Origin of the sequence: Paenibacillus sp. FSL R5-0475 (genome assembly GCF_038004585.1) — a bacterium.
GTDB lineage: Bacteria > Bacillota > Bacilli > Paenibacillales > Paenibacillaceae > Paenibacillus_AQ.
The window spans coordinates 6,038,760-6,056,761 of sequence record NZ_JBBORK010000001.1 but is presented as its reverse complement, the minus strand read 5'-3'; the positions used below and the strand labels follow the sequence as shown (position 1 = coordinate 6,056,761).

Below are 18,002 nucleotides of genomic sequence, written 5' to 3'. Positions count from 1 at the left end.
TTCTAAATCAAACAACCCTTATCTTGGAATTCATTATTATATTTGCCTTTTAAACAATACTGTGTTATATTTATATCGTATTTGTTTTTCGATATATTGAATATCCCCATCAAGAAGATGTCAGGCCGACTATTTTACACTTCGGCAATTTGGACACAGAGGCTTCATGTTTTCTTGCAGAAACTTTCCTTTTTATGAGACTAAATTCGAAATATAGCATTCCGATTCACACTGGCGCGGTCAATGGAGCCGCAAGGGCAAAAGAGAGAGGTAGGGCTTTTGTCGTATTGGAAGGATTATTCTCGCCACACGGCTGCTGGAAATAACAAGGAATTAAGACACCCGTTACTCACGAACGGCGGGGGATGAATATAACGAAAAAGCATGGCTGTACGAACCTTACATAAGGACACATGCCATGTGTGGAAAAATATAGGCGCCCGATAACCGCTACCTAGCGGATATCGGGCGCTGTCTACGTTCAGGGCATCTAATTTACATACTGATTCACAAAAGCTGTTACTACGTTTATATACCCCGTCTTATCCATATCGTAAGCTAACCCATGCCCTGCTTGCGGCACTACGAACTTCTCTTTGGGACTCTGACATGCCTCATACAATTCATTCATCATACTATATGGTACAAAATTATCGGCATCCCCATGAATAAATAGAATCGGCACCTTCGCCTTCCGCACCTGTTTCAAGGCAGACGCTTCACTAAACCCATACCCTGCTTTCAAACGAGTAATAAGACTCGCACTTTGAATAAAAGGGAAACTTGGCAAGCGATACATACGCCGTAGTTGGTAGGCTAATTGTGCTTTAACTGAGCTGTAAGCACAGTCCGAGACAATAGCTTTGACCTGCGGCGGGAGATTTTCACCTGAGGTCATTAGCACTGTAGCACCACCCATAGAGACCCCATGAAGCACAACTTGAGCACTGGGCCCAGTCTTTTCTATTATATATTCAATCCACTGCAAATAATCCTTGCGCTCATGCCATCCAAAACCAATATAATTCCCAGCGCTTTCCCCATGTCCCCTGGCATCGGGAATCAGGATATTAAAGCCCAGTCTCTCGTAATAGATTTTGGCGTACGCCCCCATATCCTTCCCTTTTCCAGAATAACCATGAGCTAGAATCGCCGTACGACCTTCAGCACGATCCGAAAGGAGCAAGTACCCTCTTAGTTGTAGCCCGTCCTCAGATGTAATCTCCACATTCTCAAAGCTCTGACTGGAGATCCAATCCTTCCCCTCACCCCAAGAAGCCCCGGCAACCGGGGGATCAACCTTCAAATCACGATTATTACTCAGGAATTCCTTCGGTGCTCGTTTAATAGCAATTCCATAAAAGAAAAAGCCCGCATAGATCAGAGCTCCTATGACGATGACAGCGCTAATGAAGAACCATACCAATTCATCTTCCCCGTCCTTTCCTCATATCCGTTGTAAATCAGTATAACATCTACTTAGAATGCGCCAAAATATAACAATCATAACAAAAGAAAACCGCCCTCGGAATATGTCCCGAAAGCGGCTTTACTATTCTTCACGGCATAACTTGTATTCAAGCTACAATCACCGTTTATTATTTCTTGCTCGAGAATCTATTTCTCATTAGCAATCCAATAAGTGCAAAACCTAGACCAGTTACATAATAAGGGACTGAACTTGATTCTCCCGTTTTTGGAAGTTCATCCACAGGTGGATTACCTAGCGGGATTGTATCATCCACTACAGCAATATCCTCTGGTGACGGCGTTGGTGTTACTGTCAATACTGGTCCTAATGGAATCTCCTCCTCATCAACAAGTACCTCTGTGTTGCTCGACGGTGTTGGTGTTGGTACTAGTGCTGGAGTCGACGAAGCTACAGGGCCCAGCGGCACAGGATCATCATTAACAATGATAGTGCCAATTACAAATGATGGTGTTGGTGTCGGGAACACCGGAGGCTCCGACGACGATGTCGGTGTTGGCGTCACTTCCGACGACGGTGTCGGTGTTGGCGTCACTTCCGACGACGGTGTCGGTGTTGGCGTTGCTTCCGGCGACGGTGTCGGCGTTGGTGTCACGATCGGCGTTGGTGTTGGTGTCACGGTCGGCGTTGGTGTTGGTGTCACGGTCGGCGTTGGTGTTGGCGTCACGGTCGGCGTCGGTGTTGGCGTCACGGTCGGCGTTGGTGTTGGCGTCACGGTCGGCGTTGGTGTTGGTGTCACGATCGGCGTTGGTGTTGGCGTCACGGTCGGCGTTGGTGTTGGCGTCACGGTCGGCGTTGGTGTTGGTGTCACGATCGGCGTTGGTGTTGGCGTCACGGTCGGCGTTGGTGTTGGCGTCACGGTCGGCGTTGGTGTTGGCGTCACGGTCGGCGTTGGTGTTGGCGTCACGATCGGCGTTGGTGTTGGCGTCACGGTCGGCGTTGGTGTTGGCGTCACGGTCGGCGTTGGTGTCGGCGTCACGGTCGGCGTTGGTGTTGGCGTCACGGTCGGCGTTGGTGTTGGCGTCACGGTCGGCGTTTGTGTTGGCGTCACGGTCGGCGTTGGTGTTGGCGTCACGGTCGGCGTTGGTGTTGGCGTCACGGTCGGCGTTGGTGTTGGTGTGTGTGTTGGCTTTGGTGTGTGTGTTGGCTTTGGTGTGTGTGTCGGCTTCGGTGTCGGTGTTGGCTTTGGTGTGTGTGTTGGCTTCGGCGTTGGTGTTGGCTTCGGTGTGTGTGTTGGCTTCGGCGTTGGTGTTGGCTTCGGTGTCGGTGTCACGCACGGCGTAGGCGTCACGGTCGGCGTTGGTGTTGGCGTCACGGTCGGCGTCGGTGTTGGTGTCACGGTTGGCGTTGGTGTTGGCGTCACGGTTGGTGTCGGTGTTGGTGCCACGGTCGGCGTTGGTGTCGGAGGTGGTTCTTCCCCTCCATATGGATACCAATGCATCTGCACCCCACCAGCAAATCCCTTTGCAATCAGCGTCCCATGCAGTTCACCGGAATTATAAGTTACTTTTGCAAGCGGAGCTAGGATAGTTCCTTCTATTGTTAAACTTCCAATGTCAACAGTGCTAGCTTCATAAAAATTAAATAATACCTTGTTAGGGCTACCTCCCCAGATTTGAAAGCTTGGAATGTTAACTGAACTTCCGCTAACGTTAATGATAACTGTGGCGCTATTTGCAATATTAAACTGTAAGCCATTAGCACCAGCGAAATCGGCAGCACTAAGATTAAGAACGTTAAATGGTTCCGGAGCATCAATCGTTATTTTCCCATATTCCTTTTTGAAAGTTCCTATTGTAGCAAGCGAAGAGAATTCATTAGAACGTCCAATAAGAAATTGCTCTTCAGCATCAAAATCAATAGGAGTCCCTTTTCTCGCTGGTTCTTTAAGATCTACACCGTTGCTGGAAAAAACACCACCATAAACGGATGCTCCATGAACAGTCCCATTAGTAAAACTGATGTCATTACCAGCGATAAGAACATCTCCACCTGGATTATCCTTGGATACGCCGTAATTCTGCAAAGTAATATTACCTTTGGCCGCAAGGCGCCCATGAACCTGATCATTAGATTGTTTGAAATCCCCAAAAATAAAAGTATTAAAATTCCCTGCAATACCTAACACAGGTGTAGGAGTATAGGGAAGTACCTCCCCAGCCGCATTTACCAAATGACCTCCAGAAAGACCACTACCTACTGTCAAAATCCCCGCTAATATTAGTGCTAGCAGCGGTTTCATTCTTCTTTTCAAAAAGCACACCTCCTAAATCTATGATTTATATTTAATCAGAATAATTACCAGAAACTCTAAAGGACCTAACAACAAAAAAGACCGCCAAAAAAGAAGTGGAATTCCCTTCTCATGGCAGTCGGACGGTCATAGCGCATTTAAGACACTTTAGACTCCTGGACTTTGCGTCCCACCCTTTCAGGCGGTTTGCTATTATCATGATAATATATGTATTGACTTGCGGATTAGAACTAGCATTTTAAGCATCCTATTAAATAATCGTCTATGACTTTTAATACTTTTGAACTAATAATAGTTTAGCGCTCCATCCCCACAATTGTCAATCAATTCCTTTTGATATTCATACACGTAAGCAAGCACAAAAAAAGCGCCTAAAGGCGCTTCACACAAAGGTTTTCCTTCAATTTTAAAGTAACTTTATATAGCCTAATATCGATATCCATAATGGAATACTTAGAATCAAACCAAATACCATTCCACGGTGGAGACTTCCTTCCTCTTTCATCCTAATTCTCCCTTTATATAAGTCTGAAGCATTATTTTTTATTATTACAATTTTAATATATTTTATTCTTTCTAATTTAGTTGTGAATTCAATCACATTGGACTAGCTGTTTAGAAATACCATTGATTATTTTTGGAATATCGGGGTAGAATACGAATATACGTTCCCATTAGAGGTGATGAGATTCATGAATAGAGCTGAAAGCAGGGACAACATGCTGGTCAAATCTTATTTATTGCTTCCGATGATTTTATCAGCTTTCGAACGGGACTCCGCCATTCTATCTGCACATTTACGAACACCTACCCCCTATCTGGAGGTTCTTGAAACAGCCGCAGCAGTTGCTACAACAGATCTAAGAGATGTTCGTTCAGAGATGAGAAAACGGGGAATCAAGGTTTATGAGCAGAACAGACTTAACACGGGGATAGAAGCCAAATTTATATGTCGTGGATACCATGAACGAATGCTGTTGTTAAACGACATCGTCGCTGCCCAAGCTGCCATTCATATGCGCAGATATCTCGGTCTGGATATTTCATCTTTTAAGAGCTATGAAGAGCAGTATCAGATTAAGTGAAGTAGCGAAGAAGCTCCCCCTCCCTCATTTAATTAGCGAACAAAAAAATAGGCCTTACCATGGGAGTTGGCAAGACCTGAGAGATTTATACCACAAAACACTGGGGGGTGTTTGGTGTCTTCAATATATACCTTGAACCTGAAAATAAGATGATGCTCACATGAAAATTACATTAAAAACTTCAATTCGTCGCTTAGGCTATCCGCTTGGCACTTTTGATTTCCAACCAAAGAGGCCCGCTTCGCCGACAGAGAAAATCGACCGATTGATAGTTAGCCACGAGTGCTTTGAACAAATTGTTTCAAAATGATATAGTGAATTCGTTCTCACAGGATGACTTGATAGCAGGTTGTAAAACATAATAAAGTCGGGACCTGAGTACGGAGCGACAACAGGCGTTTGCCTTTTCGTTGAATATTTTCTGAAGGAGGGTAATAGCCCATGAGTGATGAAATCTGTATACCGCCTGGCATTCAACAGAAGGACACTAGCTTTGGCTACACCTTGTCTATTATTAGTGGTAAATATAAAATGACTATTCTCTACTATCTCTCTGAAAACAAGATCGTGCGGTTCAATGAACTGCAACGGGGTATCGGTACAATACCTTTTAAGACATTAAGCGTTATGTTGAAAGAACTGGAAGCCGACTGTCTCGTCAGGCGCGAGGAATTCCCCCAGATTCCCCCTAAAGTTGAGTATTCCTTGACCGAGAAGGGCCAATCGCTTATTCCGGTGCTGGATATGATGTGCACTTGGGGAGAGAAAAACTTCGTTCCAGCCGCGCAAGAGATAACCATACCTTTTACGATTTAACGACAACTTATGACAAAAGCAGCATTTCCATTAATGAAAATGCTGCTTTTTGCTTCAAATCTAATTACATATTTTCGATAAATTCAACATAGCCTTGCGAACTGATATCCAATTTATTTAAGTAATCCGTACTTCCTACCGTCTCAGATTCCGTGCCATAAATGGCATAGAAGGAACGATAATCAGCGTTGCAATACAAAAAAGTCGTGTCAAAGGGAGATAAAATACGGTCAAGCCCGTAGCCGAGTTTACCTTCTTCACTAAAGTCTTTTGCACTTCCTCCGGCAGTTACAGCTAATGCGATTTTTCGATTTCTTAATTTATCACTCTTCGAGCCATATGCCCATCCGTAAGTAAATACTTCGTCCAGCCACTTTTTAAGCAGAGGTGGACTACTAAACCAGTAGACAGGGAATTGTAAGACGAGCTTATCATGCGCTTCAATCAGCTGTTGTTCCTTTTCCACGTTGATTTTTTCATCGGGATAGGCTTTGTACAGCTCGTGCAACGTATATTTGTCTGGATATTTACGGAGTTCTTCGATCCAGCGTTTATTAACGACGGATGTTTCGATGTTTGGGTGCGTGACGACAATAAGTGTTTTCATTGGTGTATCCTCCATGTTTGAATCAGATTTAGGACTTGAGTATACCTCCCACCATGACATCGCGTAAGTATGCACTTTTAGTTCACGTACTTACCTAAAGGTAAGCACTGCAACCTGCCTGCACGTATGATTGATGTATAGTCTTCGGGGCGAATCTCGTCTTCGGTGTACACCCAAATATCACACAAGAGAGACTGGGTCATTCCGCCATTTTACTTGAGTAAAGGTTAGACGGATGTAACGTTATGTGTTTGAACTCTATATCACTGATAAAAAAATTTGCCTGAACGCAAAGAAATGCCCCACCATTACTGGCAGGGTACGGTACTTCCGCATAATTTCAACATAATCCATTTGGGATACTCGACTACCACTTAAGGTTGACAGGGTGCGTCTTTGATTATGTATGAAAAAAATCCACCAGCATGAGTACTGGCGGATTTAATAAGGTGCAGCTATATTGGGAGGTTTGAAACTTAAATAAACAAAGTCTTAGAGATGATTACCAACAAGATAAACAGAACCAGAATTGCGGCGGTAGAAGTAAAGCCACCATATCCTCCTGCGAATTCGCCCATTTTAACTCCTCCTTTGTAATTGAATACAATTTAAAATATACAAGCTTTTGTAATGATGACCAGCAGGATAAAGAGCACTAAGATTGCCCCTGTGGATGTAAAGGCTCCACCAACAAAACGTTCAGGTTCACGTTCACGTTCACGTTCACCAACGCCGCAACAACGTTCTCCACGTACTTCGCCCATTTGTCAATTCCTCCTTTTTAATTGGATACAAAACTAAGATATGCGGGATTTGTATCGGTGCTTGGGTAAAAAAGAAACGAAAATAGTAGGCCTGTTGCGGGATCCGACATTTCGTAAAAAACAAAAAAATACCCACCAGCCGAAGCCAGTGGGCGGTTTTTCCCGGTTTTATGATTTTTTAAATAAGGGCTATAGCCAGCAGAGTGAACAAACTCAAGGTTAAGATGTCATTTGTAGCAAAAGGATTACCAAAAAAAGCTGAAGTGTGCACAGATCCGTTATGTTCCGTTCTTAAGTAAACATTATTTCTGTCCACATTTGTAATTACGCCTACGTGCTGTCTACCATCTTTAGTCAGAATCCGCACTCTTCTATTCATGTAGCGCAAGCAGCTGCAATAAGCATCCATCAGGAAACTCCCCCTCGCTCGTATTACTTTATTTTATGATGAGAGGTTACGCCGGTAACGGCCAGCAGCGCCCAAAACTTCCGGCTCGACAAATTAACTTTCCAGTTCACTTTGTAAGGTTAACTGTCTTACTTGCTCTTTCTTGCCGTTTACGAGTACTACCACTTTATTGTCATTGTTGCCCTGATTCGCTGTTTCCTTCTTTTTCAGCCCTAGGTACTTTGCAATCCCGATCACATGGCTATCAATGATTGCTTGGATAACCACATCTTTTTTGAGTTTGGCAGCGTCGGTTACCACATCCAAAAATAAATTCTCCGTGAGTACTGCAGGTATGTTGCTCTCACGCACCACGTGCAGGTTTTTTGCCTTTTGGCCCCGGTCGTTGGGGACTCCATTACAAGCGGAAAAGACACTCTTTCGGTAAAAGAATGGTAGAAGAATCAAAAAAGCGCGGCTCTTGAAATTCCAAGAATCCGCGCCACAAAAGGTTTTTTTGGATGCTGGTGAAGGGAATTGAACCCCCGGCCTACGCATTACGAGTGCGTTGCTCTACCCCTGAGCTACACCAGCTTAAGGCTGATTTTTCTGTCAAACAAAAAATATTATACAACTTTCAGCCAGAAACGCAAGCCTATTTCTCCCTATTTCCCTACTCTCCCAAACTGCTATTCCACCTGTAGTTTACGCTCCACAGACTCCAGCTTTCCACGGCTAGTGGAGGGTTTATCGCGGCGGTCGTCTATTTTAAGTGAGGTAGAGACACGCTCTGCACCTGCGGCAAAAGGAGACTCGTGCAGCGCTTCGACTGCAGCAAAAATACGCTGAAGAGGCCCTTCGATGATTGTACCCATGGATGTAAGCTCATAAGTAATCCCTTCTACCGTCTTCAGCACTCGCTGCATATCCGCAACATAGCTGCTAAGGCTCGTACTACCTGTTCCAATCGGAATAACGGTTACTTCAGCAATAGGCATGAGAATACCTCCTCGGAATTTTAAAGTATGTGTCTCCTTCTATTGTAACAACTCCACCGCTCTGCCACAAATGATCTCATCTTTATTATGCCCCTTCTTCTTTCCCCAAAATTCTCCGAAATATGACTTTCGCCACAAGTATTTTTTCTAACATGAATTCTAGGGTCATCTGCACTACATTTATGGACTCTTTGTGGCATCTTTTCGGACAATTTATGAATCATTTTTTATATGCCTGTGGATCAATTGTGGATTACTTATGGACAGCCTGTGGATCATTTGTGGAGTACTTTTGAAGAACCCGCTCCCCGCGCGGGTTTTCTAAAAAACTGTTTACAAACACAACATCTTGGGTTATTTTTATCTAACGACAACAAAATATAGTGGAGACAGGCGCTTTGATCCTTTATCGGAATTAGAGCTTAATAGGGAAGTACGGTGAAAATCCGCTGCGGTCCCGCCACTGTAACCGGATGCCCCTTACAAGCTTTTAGAAGCTTAAGATGGGCAGATCTCCTGGCAGAAGCCACTGAGGGGTAAGAGCCCCTTTGGGAAGGCGCTGAGAGGTCCTACGGAAGCCAGGAGACCTGCCTGTTTCGACGACACCAACTATGAGTGCCTGCGAGGAACAGGAACGGTGTCCGCATGCGGTCATCTTCTTAGAGGCCACTACAAATATCTGTGTGGATATTTACATAACGCATCGGGCATTTTCTGCCATCCTCGCTAGAGGATGCTTTTTTTATGAGATCAGAATGAATATACGGCCGCTTATGCGGCCCCACTTCTTAATGATAGGACGATAGACTGAGAGGAGAGCTATACAATGACGTTGTTGGAGAGACAATTTAACGGTACAACAAATGCACGAGAAGTTCTTTTAGAAGAGCTCATTGATTTAGGACGCGATATTATCGACAGCCGGGATTTGGACTTGCTGCGCGAGAATGCCAATTTGAACGGAGAGAGTTTCTCCGGTAAAATGAGCAAGTTCGGCAGTGAATATTCAAAATGGTACGCCCGCAACTTTACGATGCCACCGCAGCTAGTGCAAGCCATTGATGACAATGTCGTCTATGTGCATGATCTGGATCAATACGCAATCGGAACGACTAACTGCATTTTTATCCCGTTTGATAAGCTTCTCCGCGAAGGCTTCAACACCGGCAACGGCAGTGTTCGTCCTCCGAACTCCATAATGACAGCTATGTCACTGGTAGCAATTATTTTTCAATCCCAGCAAAATGCTCAATATGGCGGCGTATCCGCCAATAAGCTCGACTATGATCTAGCACCTTATGTAACCAAATCCTTCGCTAAGCTGTTCCGCAAGGGTCTGGATTATTTTGATGAGGGACAAGCTAATGATTCTTTGGGCGAGATTACAATGAGTCGGACCGATCTGGCGGAGTTATATCCAAAAGCGTTTCGTTTTGCACTAAAGGAAACCGAAATCGAAACCCTGCAAGCGGCTGAAAGTATGGTACATAATCTCAACACCATGTCCAGCCGATCCGGTGGGCAAATTCCGTTTACCAGCATCAATTATGGTACTTGTACTTCACCAGAAGGTCAGCTTGTGATCAGCTCTCTGCTAACAGCAACGATGAACGGACTTGGCAGCGGAGAAACACCTGTGTTCCCGATTCAAATCTTCAAATGCAAGCAAGGAGTCAATCAACAGCAAGGTGATCCTAACTATGAATTGTTCCTAAAAGCGGCGGAATGTTCTGCACGCAGACTATATCCGAACTTCGCTAATCTGGACGCTCCGCTCAACTTGCAGTATTATGATCCAAGTGATCCTGATACGGAATTTGCTACAATGGGCTGCCGCACCCGAGTGCTCGGTGACCGTTTTGGGCGTAATCATTGCTCCGGGAAGGGCAACCTTTCCTTTAATACACTGAATCTGGTTCGGCTCGGTCTGGCACACGGCACAGTAACAGGCCGACGTACCGTCGCAGATGAAGCTGGCTTCTATGAGGATCTAAACCACTATATGGATATTGCGCTGGAAGGACTTCTTCATCGGTTCCACATCCAAAGCGCGCAAAAAGCTAAAGCATCCGATTTCATGATGCGAGAAGGCGTCTGGGAAGGCGGCGAAAATCTCGCTCCTGAAGACTCTGTAGGCGAACTGCTGAAGCATGGTAGTCTGTCGCTTGGCTTCATCGGTATGGCGGAATGCATGAAAGCCATGTACGGCAAACACCATGGCGAGGATATGGAAGTCCATGCCAAGGCTGTGGCTATCGTGCGTCACATGCGGGAGTATTGCGACCTTAAAAGTGAGGAACTTAATCTCAACATTACCTTGTTCGCAACACCAGCGGAGGGCCTGTCCGGCAAATTCACCAAGATTGATCGCAAGGTACTGGGTTCTATTCCGGGCGTAACTGACCGTGAGTATTATACGAACTCTTTCCACATCCCTGTATACTACGATCTAGGTGCTGCTCAGAAGATCAGCTTGGAAGCTCCTTTCCATGAATACTGCAATGCCGGGGCTATTTCTTATGTCGAATTAAATGGCAATGCCCGCAGCAATCCATCTGCTTTTATCAAAATCATTAAATATGCACTAGAACAACAGGTCAGCTACTTCAGCATTAACCATCCGATTGACCGCTGCTCCAGCTGCGGATACGAAGGCGTAATTGGGACAAACTGTCCTTCCTGCAACGCACATGAGAATGACGTGCACATCCGTCGTTTGCGCAGAGTTACAGGTTATTTAACTGGCGACTATCAGACCCGCTTCAATGCCGCCAAACAAGCCGAAGTACGGGATCGCGTTAAGCATCTATGAATATTTGCGGATACTATCCGGAGTCGATTAACGAGGGAGAGGGCATGCGGGCCGTCCTCTTCATCAGCGGCTGCCGTCATCGTTGCCCGGGATGCTTTAATCCCGAGACATGGAACTTTAAATATGGAGAAGTCTTCACCTTAGAACGTCAATATGAAATCATTGCAGAAATCGCCGCTAACCCTTTGCTGGATGGTCTAACACTGGCAGGCGGCGATCCTTTTTTCTCGGCAGAAGAGGTACTTGGGTTCGTTCATGAGCTTCGCGCCGTGCTCCCTGGCTTCCCCATCTGGATTTACAGTGGTTATACGTATGAGGAACTAACCGCCCTTCCCGGTTCGCCGGAGTGGAATCTACTTACACAGTGTCAGGTATTAATAGATGGACGTTTTATAGAAGAATTGAAAGATACTACACTTCCTTACCGAGGAAGCTCTAACCAACGCATAATCGACATTCCGGCCAGTACGAACGGCTCGGAGGTCTTTCTGTGGCAGCCTACTGCGCTATAATATATCAATTTTTGATATTCAAAATTAATCCAAAATAAGAAGGGATGAAATAACCATGCCACAATTCGTAGTAAAACCAGATAATCGCCAACTGGCTTTTGATGAGAAGCGCCTTTCCGTATACGCCGACCGTATCTTAGAAGGTCTTGATCAACTAAATAAAGAAACATTGCTGCGGGGAGTAATTTCCAAACTGCGTCGTGACTCCGTAAGCGGAGAAGAAATTAGCAATGCCTTCACCATGAGTGCTCTGGAGCTTGTAACGAAAGAAGAGCCTACTTGGAAGTTTGCAGCTGCCCGTGCCCTTCTGACTACCCTTTATAAAAAAGCAGCCGTTCATCGCCGCTATAAAGCTTATCCAGAAGAGCCCTACGGTGAGCTGTACCCGCTAATTACGGATCTCGTAAAAAAAGGAATCTATCGTGAAGAGCTTCTAAGTCATTACACCAAAGAACAAATTATCGAACTAGGTGGGTGTATCGATTATACACGCGATCTTTTGTTTGACTATATCGGTCTGCTTACGCTATCCGACCGTTATTTGGCGCATGATTTTGACGGCCGTGTAATGGAGCTTCCACAAGAACGTTATATGATTATTGCTATGTACCTGATGCACCGTGAACCAGCTGAGAAACGTCTTGAGCTTGTAAAAGAAGCTTACTGGGCTATGAGCAACATCTACATGACAGCTGCTACCCCTACAATGTCCAATGCCGGCAAAAAGGTCGCTGGACAGCTATCCAGCTGCTTCATCGATACGGTGGACGATTCCCTTGAGGGTATCTTTGATTCTAATACAGATGTAGCGCGCCTTAGCAAAATGGGCGGCGGTATCGGCGTCTACCTTGGTAAAGTACGGGCACGGGGTTCGGATATCCGTGGCCATAAGAACACTAGCTCCGGCGTAATTCCTTGGATTCGCCAATTGAACAATACAGCAGTCAGTGTAGACCAGCTCGGAACACGTAAAGGTGCTGTCGCTGTCTACCTTGATGTATTCCATAAAGATATTCTCGCTTTCCTCGATCTTAAACTAAATAATGGTGACGAGCGTATGCGTGCACATGACGTATTCCACGGTGTAACCCTGCCGGACTTGTTCATGGAAGCCGTTGAATCACGCAGCCACTGGAACCTCTTCTGCCCACATGAAGTGAAGAAGGTTATGGGCTGGACGGATGAGAACGGTCGTCCGCTTGGTCTGGAAGACTTCTACGATGAAGAGCTTGGTAAAGGCACTTTCCGTGAAAAATATGCTGAAGCTACAGCCAATTTGGAATTGTCCCGTATTACCGTTCCTGCGATCGACATCATGAAACGGATTATGAAATCACAGCTTGAAACAGGTACTCCATATATGTTCTACCGTGATACGGTTAACCGGACGAACCCGAACCGTCACCAAGGTATGGTCTTCTCTTCCAACCTGTGCACAGAAATTATGCAGAATCAATCCGCTACCGTTATTGAACAGGAAGAATTAGTAACCAAAGATGGCAAGACCCGGATTGTTATCTCCAAAATCCCTGGCGATTTCGTAGTCTGCAACCTGAATTCGATTCACTTGGCACGTGCGATTCCAGCTGGTGTGCTGGAAAGACTTGTACCTATCCAAGTACGTATGCTGGACAACGTAATCGACATTAATAATATTGAAGTTCTGCAAGCACAATACACGAACAGCCAATACCGCGCAGTGGGTCTCGGCACATTCGGCTTGCATCACCTATTGGCACTCAAGGGCATTCGTTGGGAATCTGATGAAGCCGTAGAATATAACAACCATTTGTATGAACACATCAACTACCTGTTGGTACGTTCGAGTATGGAGCTTGCCCGTGAAAAAGGCCGTTATCCGAAGTTCGCCGGTTCCGATTGGGAGACAGGTGCATACTTTACTTCACGTGGCTACGTTAGCGGTGAACAAGAAGGTAAATATGTTACCACTGAACAATGGCGCGAGCTGCAAGAAGAAGTGGCTAAAGACGGTGTTCGTAACGCATGGATGTTCGCGATTGCACCGAACGGCTCCACATCGATTATTGCCGGCTCCACAGCCAGCATTGATCCTTTGTATGAACTGCTTTCCTATGAAGAGAAAACAACTTACAAGATCGCTAACCCAGCACCAGATCTGTCCGACAAGACGATTTGGTACTATAAAACTGCGTTTACAATTGACCAAAACTGGTCGATCCGCATGGCTTCTGCTCGTCAGCGTCACGTCGATCAAGGTCAAAGCTTCAACCTGTATGTTCGTCCTGACATCAAGGCTACCGAGTTCCTTGAGCTGCATCTGAACGCCTGGAAGGGCGGATTGAAATCAACTTATTATGTGCGTAGCCGTGCTTTGACAATAGAAGAGTGTGATTCTTGCGCTAGCTAAGAGTCTTACTGCTTTAAAAAATTCGGTGATTTAATCGTAACTGCGAGCAATGTTTGGGCTTCCGGTCGCTGTTATCCTCAGATTTCTTGATCTATACCGTCTTCGCGGTAGAAATCCGAGGATAAAGGCGAACGCTATCGCTCCTACAGCTCCAAACTTTCTCTCCGTTACTTCATCAACCTCATTTAATTAAAGATCAGACAAGACGAATTACCCGCGCAAAAAAATGGAGGGAAAATAAATGCAACTACAAAAGATTTTTAACACTGAAGCACCCAACCAATCCACACGCATCATCGACGGTGAATGCTCCGGTATTCTGAACTGGAACGATATCCGCATGCCGCATATGTACAAGCTGTACAAGGTGCTGCTGCTGAATCACTGGATCGCGGATGAAATCCCAATGTCCAAAGATGCGCAACAATTCCCTATGCTCGATGCTGAGGAGCAACGCGTATTTAAGATCAACATCTCCCTGCTCGCCGTGTTAGACTCGATGCAGACGATGTTCGTAAGCGACGTGAAGCGTTATTTTACTGACTCTTCTCTAGAAGCTATCTCTGCCATTATAGGACAACAAGAAGTGGTGCATAACCAATCCTATTCCTATGTTCTTTCCTCTATCGTGTCGGAAAGTGAGCAGAAAGAAATTTTTGAATATTGGAAAAAAGACCCTGTCCTGCTGGAACGCAATCAGTTTATCTCTGATATTTATCAAGAGTTCCGTGATAACCCTACGAGACAAACCTTTTTCCATGCGCTGGTAGCGGATCTCATCTTGGAAGGAATTTTCTTCTACAGCACCTTTGCCTTCTTCTACAATCTGGCCCGTGACCAAAAGATGATGGCGACCAGCCAAATGATCTCTTATATCCAACGTGACGAGAATCAGCACTGCTATTTCTTCGCAGAAGTATTTAAGCAGCTGCTTGTAGATTTCCCTGAGTTGAACACTAAAGAGAATATGGATTACGTGTATCGTACGATCGACCGTGCGGTAGAGCTTGAAACCAACTGGGCTTACTACACCCTTACTAATGTCCGCGGTATTGATCTTAACGAGCTTAGTGACTACATCAAATATACAGCGAACAAGCGCTTAACTTTGATGGGTATGGAAAAAGCCTACCAAGGCGTTGATGTTAACTGCATGCCTTGGATCAAACCTTTCTCCGATGATGCGCTTAATGCCACCAAAACCGACTTCTTCGAAGCTAAGTCCCGTAACTACGGTAAGGTTGGCGACGATAACGGATTCGACGATTTGTAAGACAGGATTATAACGAACCCTTTATAAAAAAAAGGCCATTCTCTACTTTCACAGTGAGATGGCCTTTTTACTATAGCAAAAAGCGTCTCTTCACCCCTTGAATCAGGTATGAATGAGACGCTTATATAGTTGGTATGAATCCATCTGAAACAGAATGCTTGCTACTTAGTCTTAAGCCTTGCGTTCCACACGATGTGTAGTTTCTTCTGCAAGCTCAGCTAACGCATCATTCAGACGCAGCTTCAACTCCTCAGCAAGCTCTACCACTCCGTGATCATTACGAACCACCTGAGAATCCACGGCATACACTCCACCAAGAATGTAACGTGCACCGAGTACAGACAAAACAGGTTTCAAAGCATAATCAATCGTAAGTAGATGTGCAAGACTGCCACCCATGAAGAGCGGGAGTACGATTTTGCCGGCCAATCCCTTTTGTGGAACTAGATCCAAGAAGGTCTTCAACACGCCTGTATAAGAGGCTTTATAAACCGGGCTAACCACGATTACCGCATCGGCTTCGGCTACAAGGCCGTTCGCTTTGACGATAGAATCACTCTCAAACTTGGTATGAATCAAATCTTCCGCTGGCAGCTCTGCAACGTTAATACGCTCAACCTCAAAACCCTGATCCGTTAAGCTTGCCTCCGCATACTCTATAACTGCATTGATGCGCGATACCAAGGAAGGCGTTCCGTTAATCACAACAATTTTAGCCACTTCTCCACCTCTTTCATCCCATTAAGCAGCTCACACTGCAAGTATTTATCCCGACAGGAATACTTTAAATTAATATTAATCCTATCGCAGATTAGATATTATTGTCAAACCATAAACGCTTGCGCTCATCCCACTCTTGCGATATACTAAGCAACAATATTAAATCCAAGAATCAGGCCAATGACCGGCATCCAACCGTGAGGCGTCTGCGACCGGAGCCTATAATGACTCCCTAAGTTCACCGGGTTTCGCCCGTTACCGCGAAGACCAAAGAGGGTCGAATTCTTTCCTGCTGTTAAGGAGATTCGATCAACCTGGGTGGCACCGCGAGCTGACGCTCCTCGTCCCATGGATGAGGGCGTTTTTTGCGTTTTTTCAAGCATAAATACCTTCGGCGTCCTTATAAGGACGGTAAGTGTTTGTGCGAGAACTAGAAGGATAAAGTGAAGTGTGAAACTTACACTTTCTTATCTTTTAAACAAAAAGGAGCGAGCGATATGCTGGAAATGAACTGGATCAAGGATAATCAGGAACTTGTAAGAAACACTGCCACATGGAAAAGAATTGACTTCCCACTGGATGAATTGCTGGAATGGGATGAAAAGCGCCGAAGCCTGCGACAAGAAACAGAACAAATGAGAGCCGAACGTAATGGGCTAACTAAAGAGGTTGAACGATTATTACGGCAGGGTGACCGCCCTGCTGGAGAGATCGTCAAGGCACAGGTACGAGAACTCAATCATCGGCTGAACCTGCTGGAAGCTGATCTGAACGAGGCTGAACGCCGCTGTAGAGAGCTCATGCTGCTCGCACCGAATCCGGTGTCGCAGGATACACCCATCGGCAACGATGATAACGATAATGTAGAACTGCGGTTGAACGGAACGGTGCCGGAATTCGGCTTTGCGCATCGTGATCATGTGGAGCTAGGTGAACTCCACGATATTATTGATATTCCCCGTGGCGTCAAAGCAGGCGGTCCTCGCAGCTATGTGCTCAAAGGAGCCGGCCTGATGTTACATCTCGCTGTACAAAGACTTGCCCTAGATGTGCTCACTGCACGCGGATTCACCGTGATGGATGTTCCTGTGATTGTCCGCCCTGAAGCGTTGGAGCGAACCGGATTCTTCCCGGGTGGGATGGATCAGACGTACGAGCTCAGCGGAGATAATCGCTGGCTGGTAGGCACATCTGAAGTGTCGCTAGTTTCACTCTACAGCGACGAGATTGTAGAGCTCGACACACCCATGCGATTAGCCGGAATGTCGACTTGCTTCCGCCGTGAAGTTGGATCAGCGGGGCGAGATGTGCGCGGGCTGTACCGCGTACATCAGTTCTCGAAGATCGAGCAAGTCGTCTTATGCCGAAATGACGAGGGGGTCTCGGACCATATGCTTCACGAGATCCTCGCGAATGCCGAGCACATTCTTCAGCTCTTAGAGCTCCCCTATCGAGTCATGGCTGTCTGCACAGGGGATATGTCCCTGAAGACGCATAAGCAGTATGACATCGAGACATGGATGCCTAGCAGAGGCGCATACGGTGAGACCCATTCGGCTTCTAATCTACTCGATTTCCAAGCTCGTCGTTCGGGCATCCGTTATCGGGATGCGGACGGTCGCTTACAATACTGCCACACCTTAAATAACACCGCAGTGGCTACGCCAAGAATTCTGATCCCGCTGCTGGAGAATCACCAGCAAGAGGATGGTTCTATCTACATCCCTCAGGCGCTGCGCAAATACATGGACGGATTAGAGCGGCTAGAACTTCCACAACAGTAGTCTGTTTTATCCAGGTAAATTTAAAATATAATGCCTACTCACTTCTCAACAAGAAGCTGAATGGGCATTTTTTTGTTCTAAGACCTCCCGAATAGCCGAGCCCAATAACTC

Annotated in this window: 16 protein-coding genes, 1 tRNA gene and 2 riboswitches; of the genes, 7 read left to right on the top strand and 10 right to left on the bottom strand. The window is 45.8% G+C overall.

From position 1 onward, the window contains the following. Positions 1–490 precede the first annotated feature (490 nt). Together MKX41_RS27105 and MKX41_RS27100 are read right to left on the bottom strand one after the other, a co-directional pair. A complete protein-coding gene (locus MKX41_RS27105; protein ID WP_076300179.1) occupies positions 491–1,426 on the bottom strand; it encodes an alpha/beta hydrolase in 936 nt (311 codons plus the stop codon). Between the two features lie 172 nt (positions 1,427–1,598). Continuing rightward, positions 1,599–3,743: a choice-of-anchor A family protein gene (locus MKX41_RS27100; protein WP_340973925.1), complete on the bottom strand. Its 2,145-nt coding sequence runs from the start codon at positions 3,741–3,743 to the stop codon at positions 1,599–1,601. 110 nt (positions 3,744–3,853) lie between these two features. Beyond that, a riboswitch (cyclic di-GMP riboswitch) is annotated at positions 3,854–3,944 on the bottom strand. Between the two features lie 491 nt (positions 3,945–4,435). Between MKX41_RS27100 and MKX41_RS27095 the strand changes: the two genes are divergently transcribed. Both MKX41_RS27095 and MKX41_RS27090 read left to right on the top strand, forming a co-directional pair. Continuing rightward, positions 4,436–4,828, top strand: coding sequence for a hypothetical protein (locus MKX41_RS27095; protein WP_042184484.1), 393 nt, complete (start codon positions 4,436–4,438; stop codon positions 4,826–4,828). A gap of 441 nt (positions 4,829–5,269) precedes the next feature. After that, positions 5,270–5,644, top strand: coding sequence for a winged helix-turn-helix transcriptional regulator (locus MKX41_RS27090; protein WP_042184482.1), 375 nt, complete (start codon positions 5,270–5,272; stop codon positions 5,642–5,644). A gap of 64 nt (positions 5,645–5,708) precedes the next feature. Here the strand turns inward: MKX41_RS27090 and MKX41_RS27085 are convergent, their stop codons facing one another. The 7 genes from MKX41_RS27085 to MKX41_RS27055 form a co-directional block, all read right to left on the bottom strand. Beyond that, positions 5,709–6,251, bottom strand: a complete 543-nt coding sequence (locus tag MKX41_RS27085) for an NAD(P)H-dependent oxidoreductase (protein ID WP_340973924.1) — start codon at positions 6,249–6,251, stop codon at positions 5,709–5,711. Between the two features lie 476 nt (positions 6,252–6,727). Then, on the bottom strand, positions 6,728–6,829 hold the full coding sequence (locus MKX41_RS27080) for a sporulation protein YjcZ (protein WP_197071258.1): 102 nt from the start codon (positions 6,827–6,829) through the stop codon (positions 6,728–6,730). A gap of 30 nt (positions 6,830–6,859) precedes the next feature. Then, the gene (locus MKX41_RS27075) at positions 6,860–7,015 is read right to left on the bottom strand and encodes a hypothetical protein (protein WP_197071257.1); all 156 of its coding nucleotides are present in this window, start codon (positions 7,013–7,015) and stop codon (positions 6,860–6,862) included. A 178-nt stretch (positions 7,016–7,193) separates the two neighbouring features. Then, positions 7,194–7,424 (bottom strand): hypothetical protein, encoded by a 231-nt coding sequence (locus MKX41_RS27070; protein WP_042184478.1) that lies wholly within the window; start codon positions 7,422–7,424, stop codon positions 7,194–7,196. A gap of 93 nt (positions 7,425–7,517) precedes the next feature. After that, positions 7,518–7,961 carry an N-acetylmuramoyl-L-alanine amidase gene (locus MKX41_RS27065; protein ID WP_340975104.1) on the bottom strand — a complete coding sequence of 148 codons (444 nt, stop codon included), beginning with the start codon at positions 7,959–7,961 and terminating at the stop codon, positions 7,518–7,520. Further along, a tRNA-Thr gene (locus tag MKX41_RS27060) sits at positions 7,926–7,997 on the bottom strand. The genes MKX41_RS27065 and MKX41_RS27060 overlap by 36 nt, the downstream gene beginning before the upstream one ends. Positions 7,998–8,092: 95 nt before the next feature. Beyond that, positions 8,093–8,401 carry an MTH1187 family thiamine-binding protein gene (locus MKX41_RS27055; RefSeq protein WP_076285946.1) on the bottom strand — a complete coding sequence of 103 codons (309 nt, stop codon included), beginning with the start codon at positions 8,399–8,401 and terminating at the stop codon, positions 8,093–8,095. Positions 8,402–8,775: 374 nt separating this feature from the next. After that, a riboswitch (cobalamin riboswitch) is annotated at positions 8,776–9,010 on the top strand. 217 nt (positions 9,011–9,227) lie between these two features. Here MKX41_RS27055 and MKX41_RS27050 point away from each other — a divergent pair. The 4 genes from MKX41_RS27050 to MKX41_RS27035 all read left to right on the top strand — a co-directional run bounded on the left by MKX41_RS27050 (position 9,228) and on the right by MKX41_RS27035 (position 15,387). Further along, on the top strand, positions 9,228–11,213 hold the full coding sequence (locus tag MKX41_RS27050; RefSeq protein ID WP_076285947.1) for an anaerobic ribonucleoside triphosphate reductase: 1,986 nt from the start codon (positions 9,228–9,230) through the stop codon (positions 11,211–11,213). After that, positions 11,210–11,725 carry an anaerobic ribonucleoside-triphosphate reductase activating protein gene (gene nrdG, locus MKX41_RS27045; RefSeq protein ID WP_340973922.1) on the top strand — a complete coding sequence of 172 codons (516 nt, stop codon included), beginning with the start codon at positions 11,210–11,212 and terminating at the stop codon, positions 11,723–11,725. The genes MKX41_RS27050 and nrdG overlap by 4 nt, the downstream gene beginning before the upstream one ends. Before the next feature lie 55 nt (positions 11,726–11,780). Then, positions 11,781–14,114 (top strand): ribonucleoside-diphosphate reductase subunit alpha, encoded by a 2,334-nt coding sequence (locus MKX41_RS27040; RefSeq protein ID WP_042184468.1) that lies wholly within the window; start codon positions 11,781–11,783, stop codon positions 14,112–14,114. A gap of 241 nt (positions 14,115–14,355) precedes the next feature. Continuing rightward, positions 14,356–15,387: a ribonucleotide-diphosphate reductase subunit beta gene (locus tag MKX41_RS27035; RefSeq protein WP_036682584.1), complete on the top strand. Its 1,032-nt coding sequence runs from the start codon at positions 14,356–14,358 to the stop codon at positions 15,385–15,387. A gap of 171 nt (positions 15,388–15,558) precedes the next feature. On the opposite strand, the gene ssuE is transcribed toward MKX41_RS27035, so the two are convergent. Further along, the gene (ssuE, locus tag MKX41_RS27030) at positions 15,559–16,107 is read right to left on the bottom strand and encodes an NADPH-dependent FMN reductase (protein WP_042184465.1); all 549 of its coding nucleotides are present in this window, start codon (positions 16,105–16,107) and stop codon (positions 15,559–15,561) included. A 497-nt stretch (positions 16,108–16,604) separates the two neighbouring features. Between ssuE and serS the strand changes: the two genes are divergently transcribed. After that, the gene (gene serS, locus MKX41_RS27025; RefSeq protein ID WP_340973919.1) at positions 16,605–17,891 is read left to right on the top strand and encodes a serine--tRNA ligase; all 1,287 of its coding nucleotides are present in this window, start codon (positions 16,605–16,607) and stop codon (positions 17,889–17,891) included. The last annotated feature ends 111 nt before the right edge of the window (positions 17,892–18,002 follow it).

Bases quoted from the DNA above. Each gene is read 5' to 3' on its own strand.
- MKX41_RS27095 (WP_042184484.1), top strand. From the start codon at position 4,436: ATGAATAGAGCTGAAAGCAGGGACAACATGCTGGTCAAATCTTATTTA.
- MKX41_RS27090 (WP_042184482.1), top strand. From the start codon at position 5,270: ATGAGTGATGAAATCTGTATACCGCCTGGCATTCAACAGAAGGACACT.
- MKX41_RS27085 (WP_340973924.1), bottom strand. From the start codon at position 6,251: ATGAAAACACTTATTGTCGTCACGCACCCAAACATCGAAACATCCGTC.
- MKX41_RS27080 (WP_197071258.1), bottom strand. From the start codon at position 6,829: ATGGGCGAATTCGCAGGAGGATATGGTGGCTTTACTTCTACCGCCGCA.
- MKX41_RS27075 (WP_197071257.1), bottom strand. From the start codon at position 7,015: ATGGGCGAAGTACGTGGAGAACGTTGTTGCGGCGTTGGTGAACGTGAA.
- MKX41_RS27070 (WP_042184478.1), bottom strand. From the start codon at position 7,424: ATGGATGCTTATTGCAGCTGCTTGCGCTACATGAATAGAAGAGTGCGG.
- MKX41_RS27065 (WP_340975104.1), bottom strand. From the start codon at position 7,961: ATGCGTAGGCCGGGGGTTCAATTCCCTTCACCAGCATCCAAAAAAACC.
- MKX41_RS27055 (WP_076285946.1), bottom strand. From the start codon at position 8,401: ATGCCTATTGCTGAAGTAACCGTTATTCCGATTGGAACAGGTAGTACG.
- MKX41_RS27050 (WP_076285947.1), top strand. From the start codon at position 9,228: ATGACGTTGTTGGAGAGACAATTTAACGGTACAACAAATGCACGAGAA.
- nrdG (WP_340973922.1), top strand. From the start codon at position 11,210: ATGAATATTTGCGGATACTATCCGGAGTCGATTAACGAGGGAGAGGGC.
- MKX41_RS27040 (WP_042184468.1), top strand. From the start codon at position 11,781: ATGCCACAATTCGTAGTAAAACCAGATAATCGCCAACTGGCTTTTGAT.
- MKX41_RS27035 (WP_036682584.1), top strand. From the start codon at position 14,356: ATGCAACTACAAAAGATTTTTAACACTGAAGCACCCAACCAATCCACA.
- serS (WP_340973919.1), top strand. From the start codon at position 16,605: ATGCTGGAAATGAACTGGATCAAGGATAATCAGGAACTTGTAAGAAAC.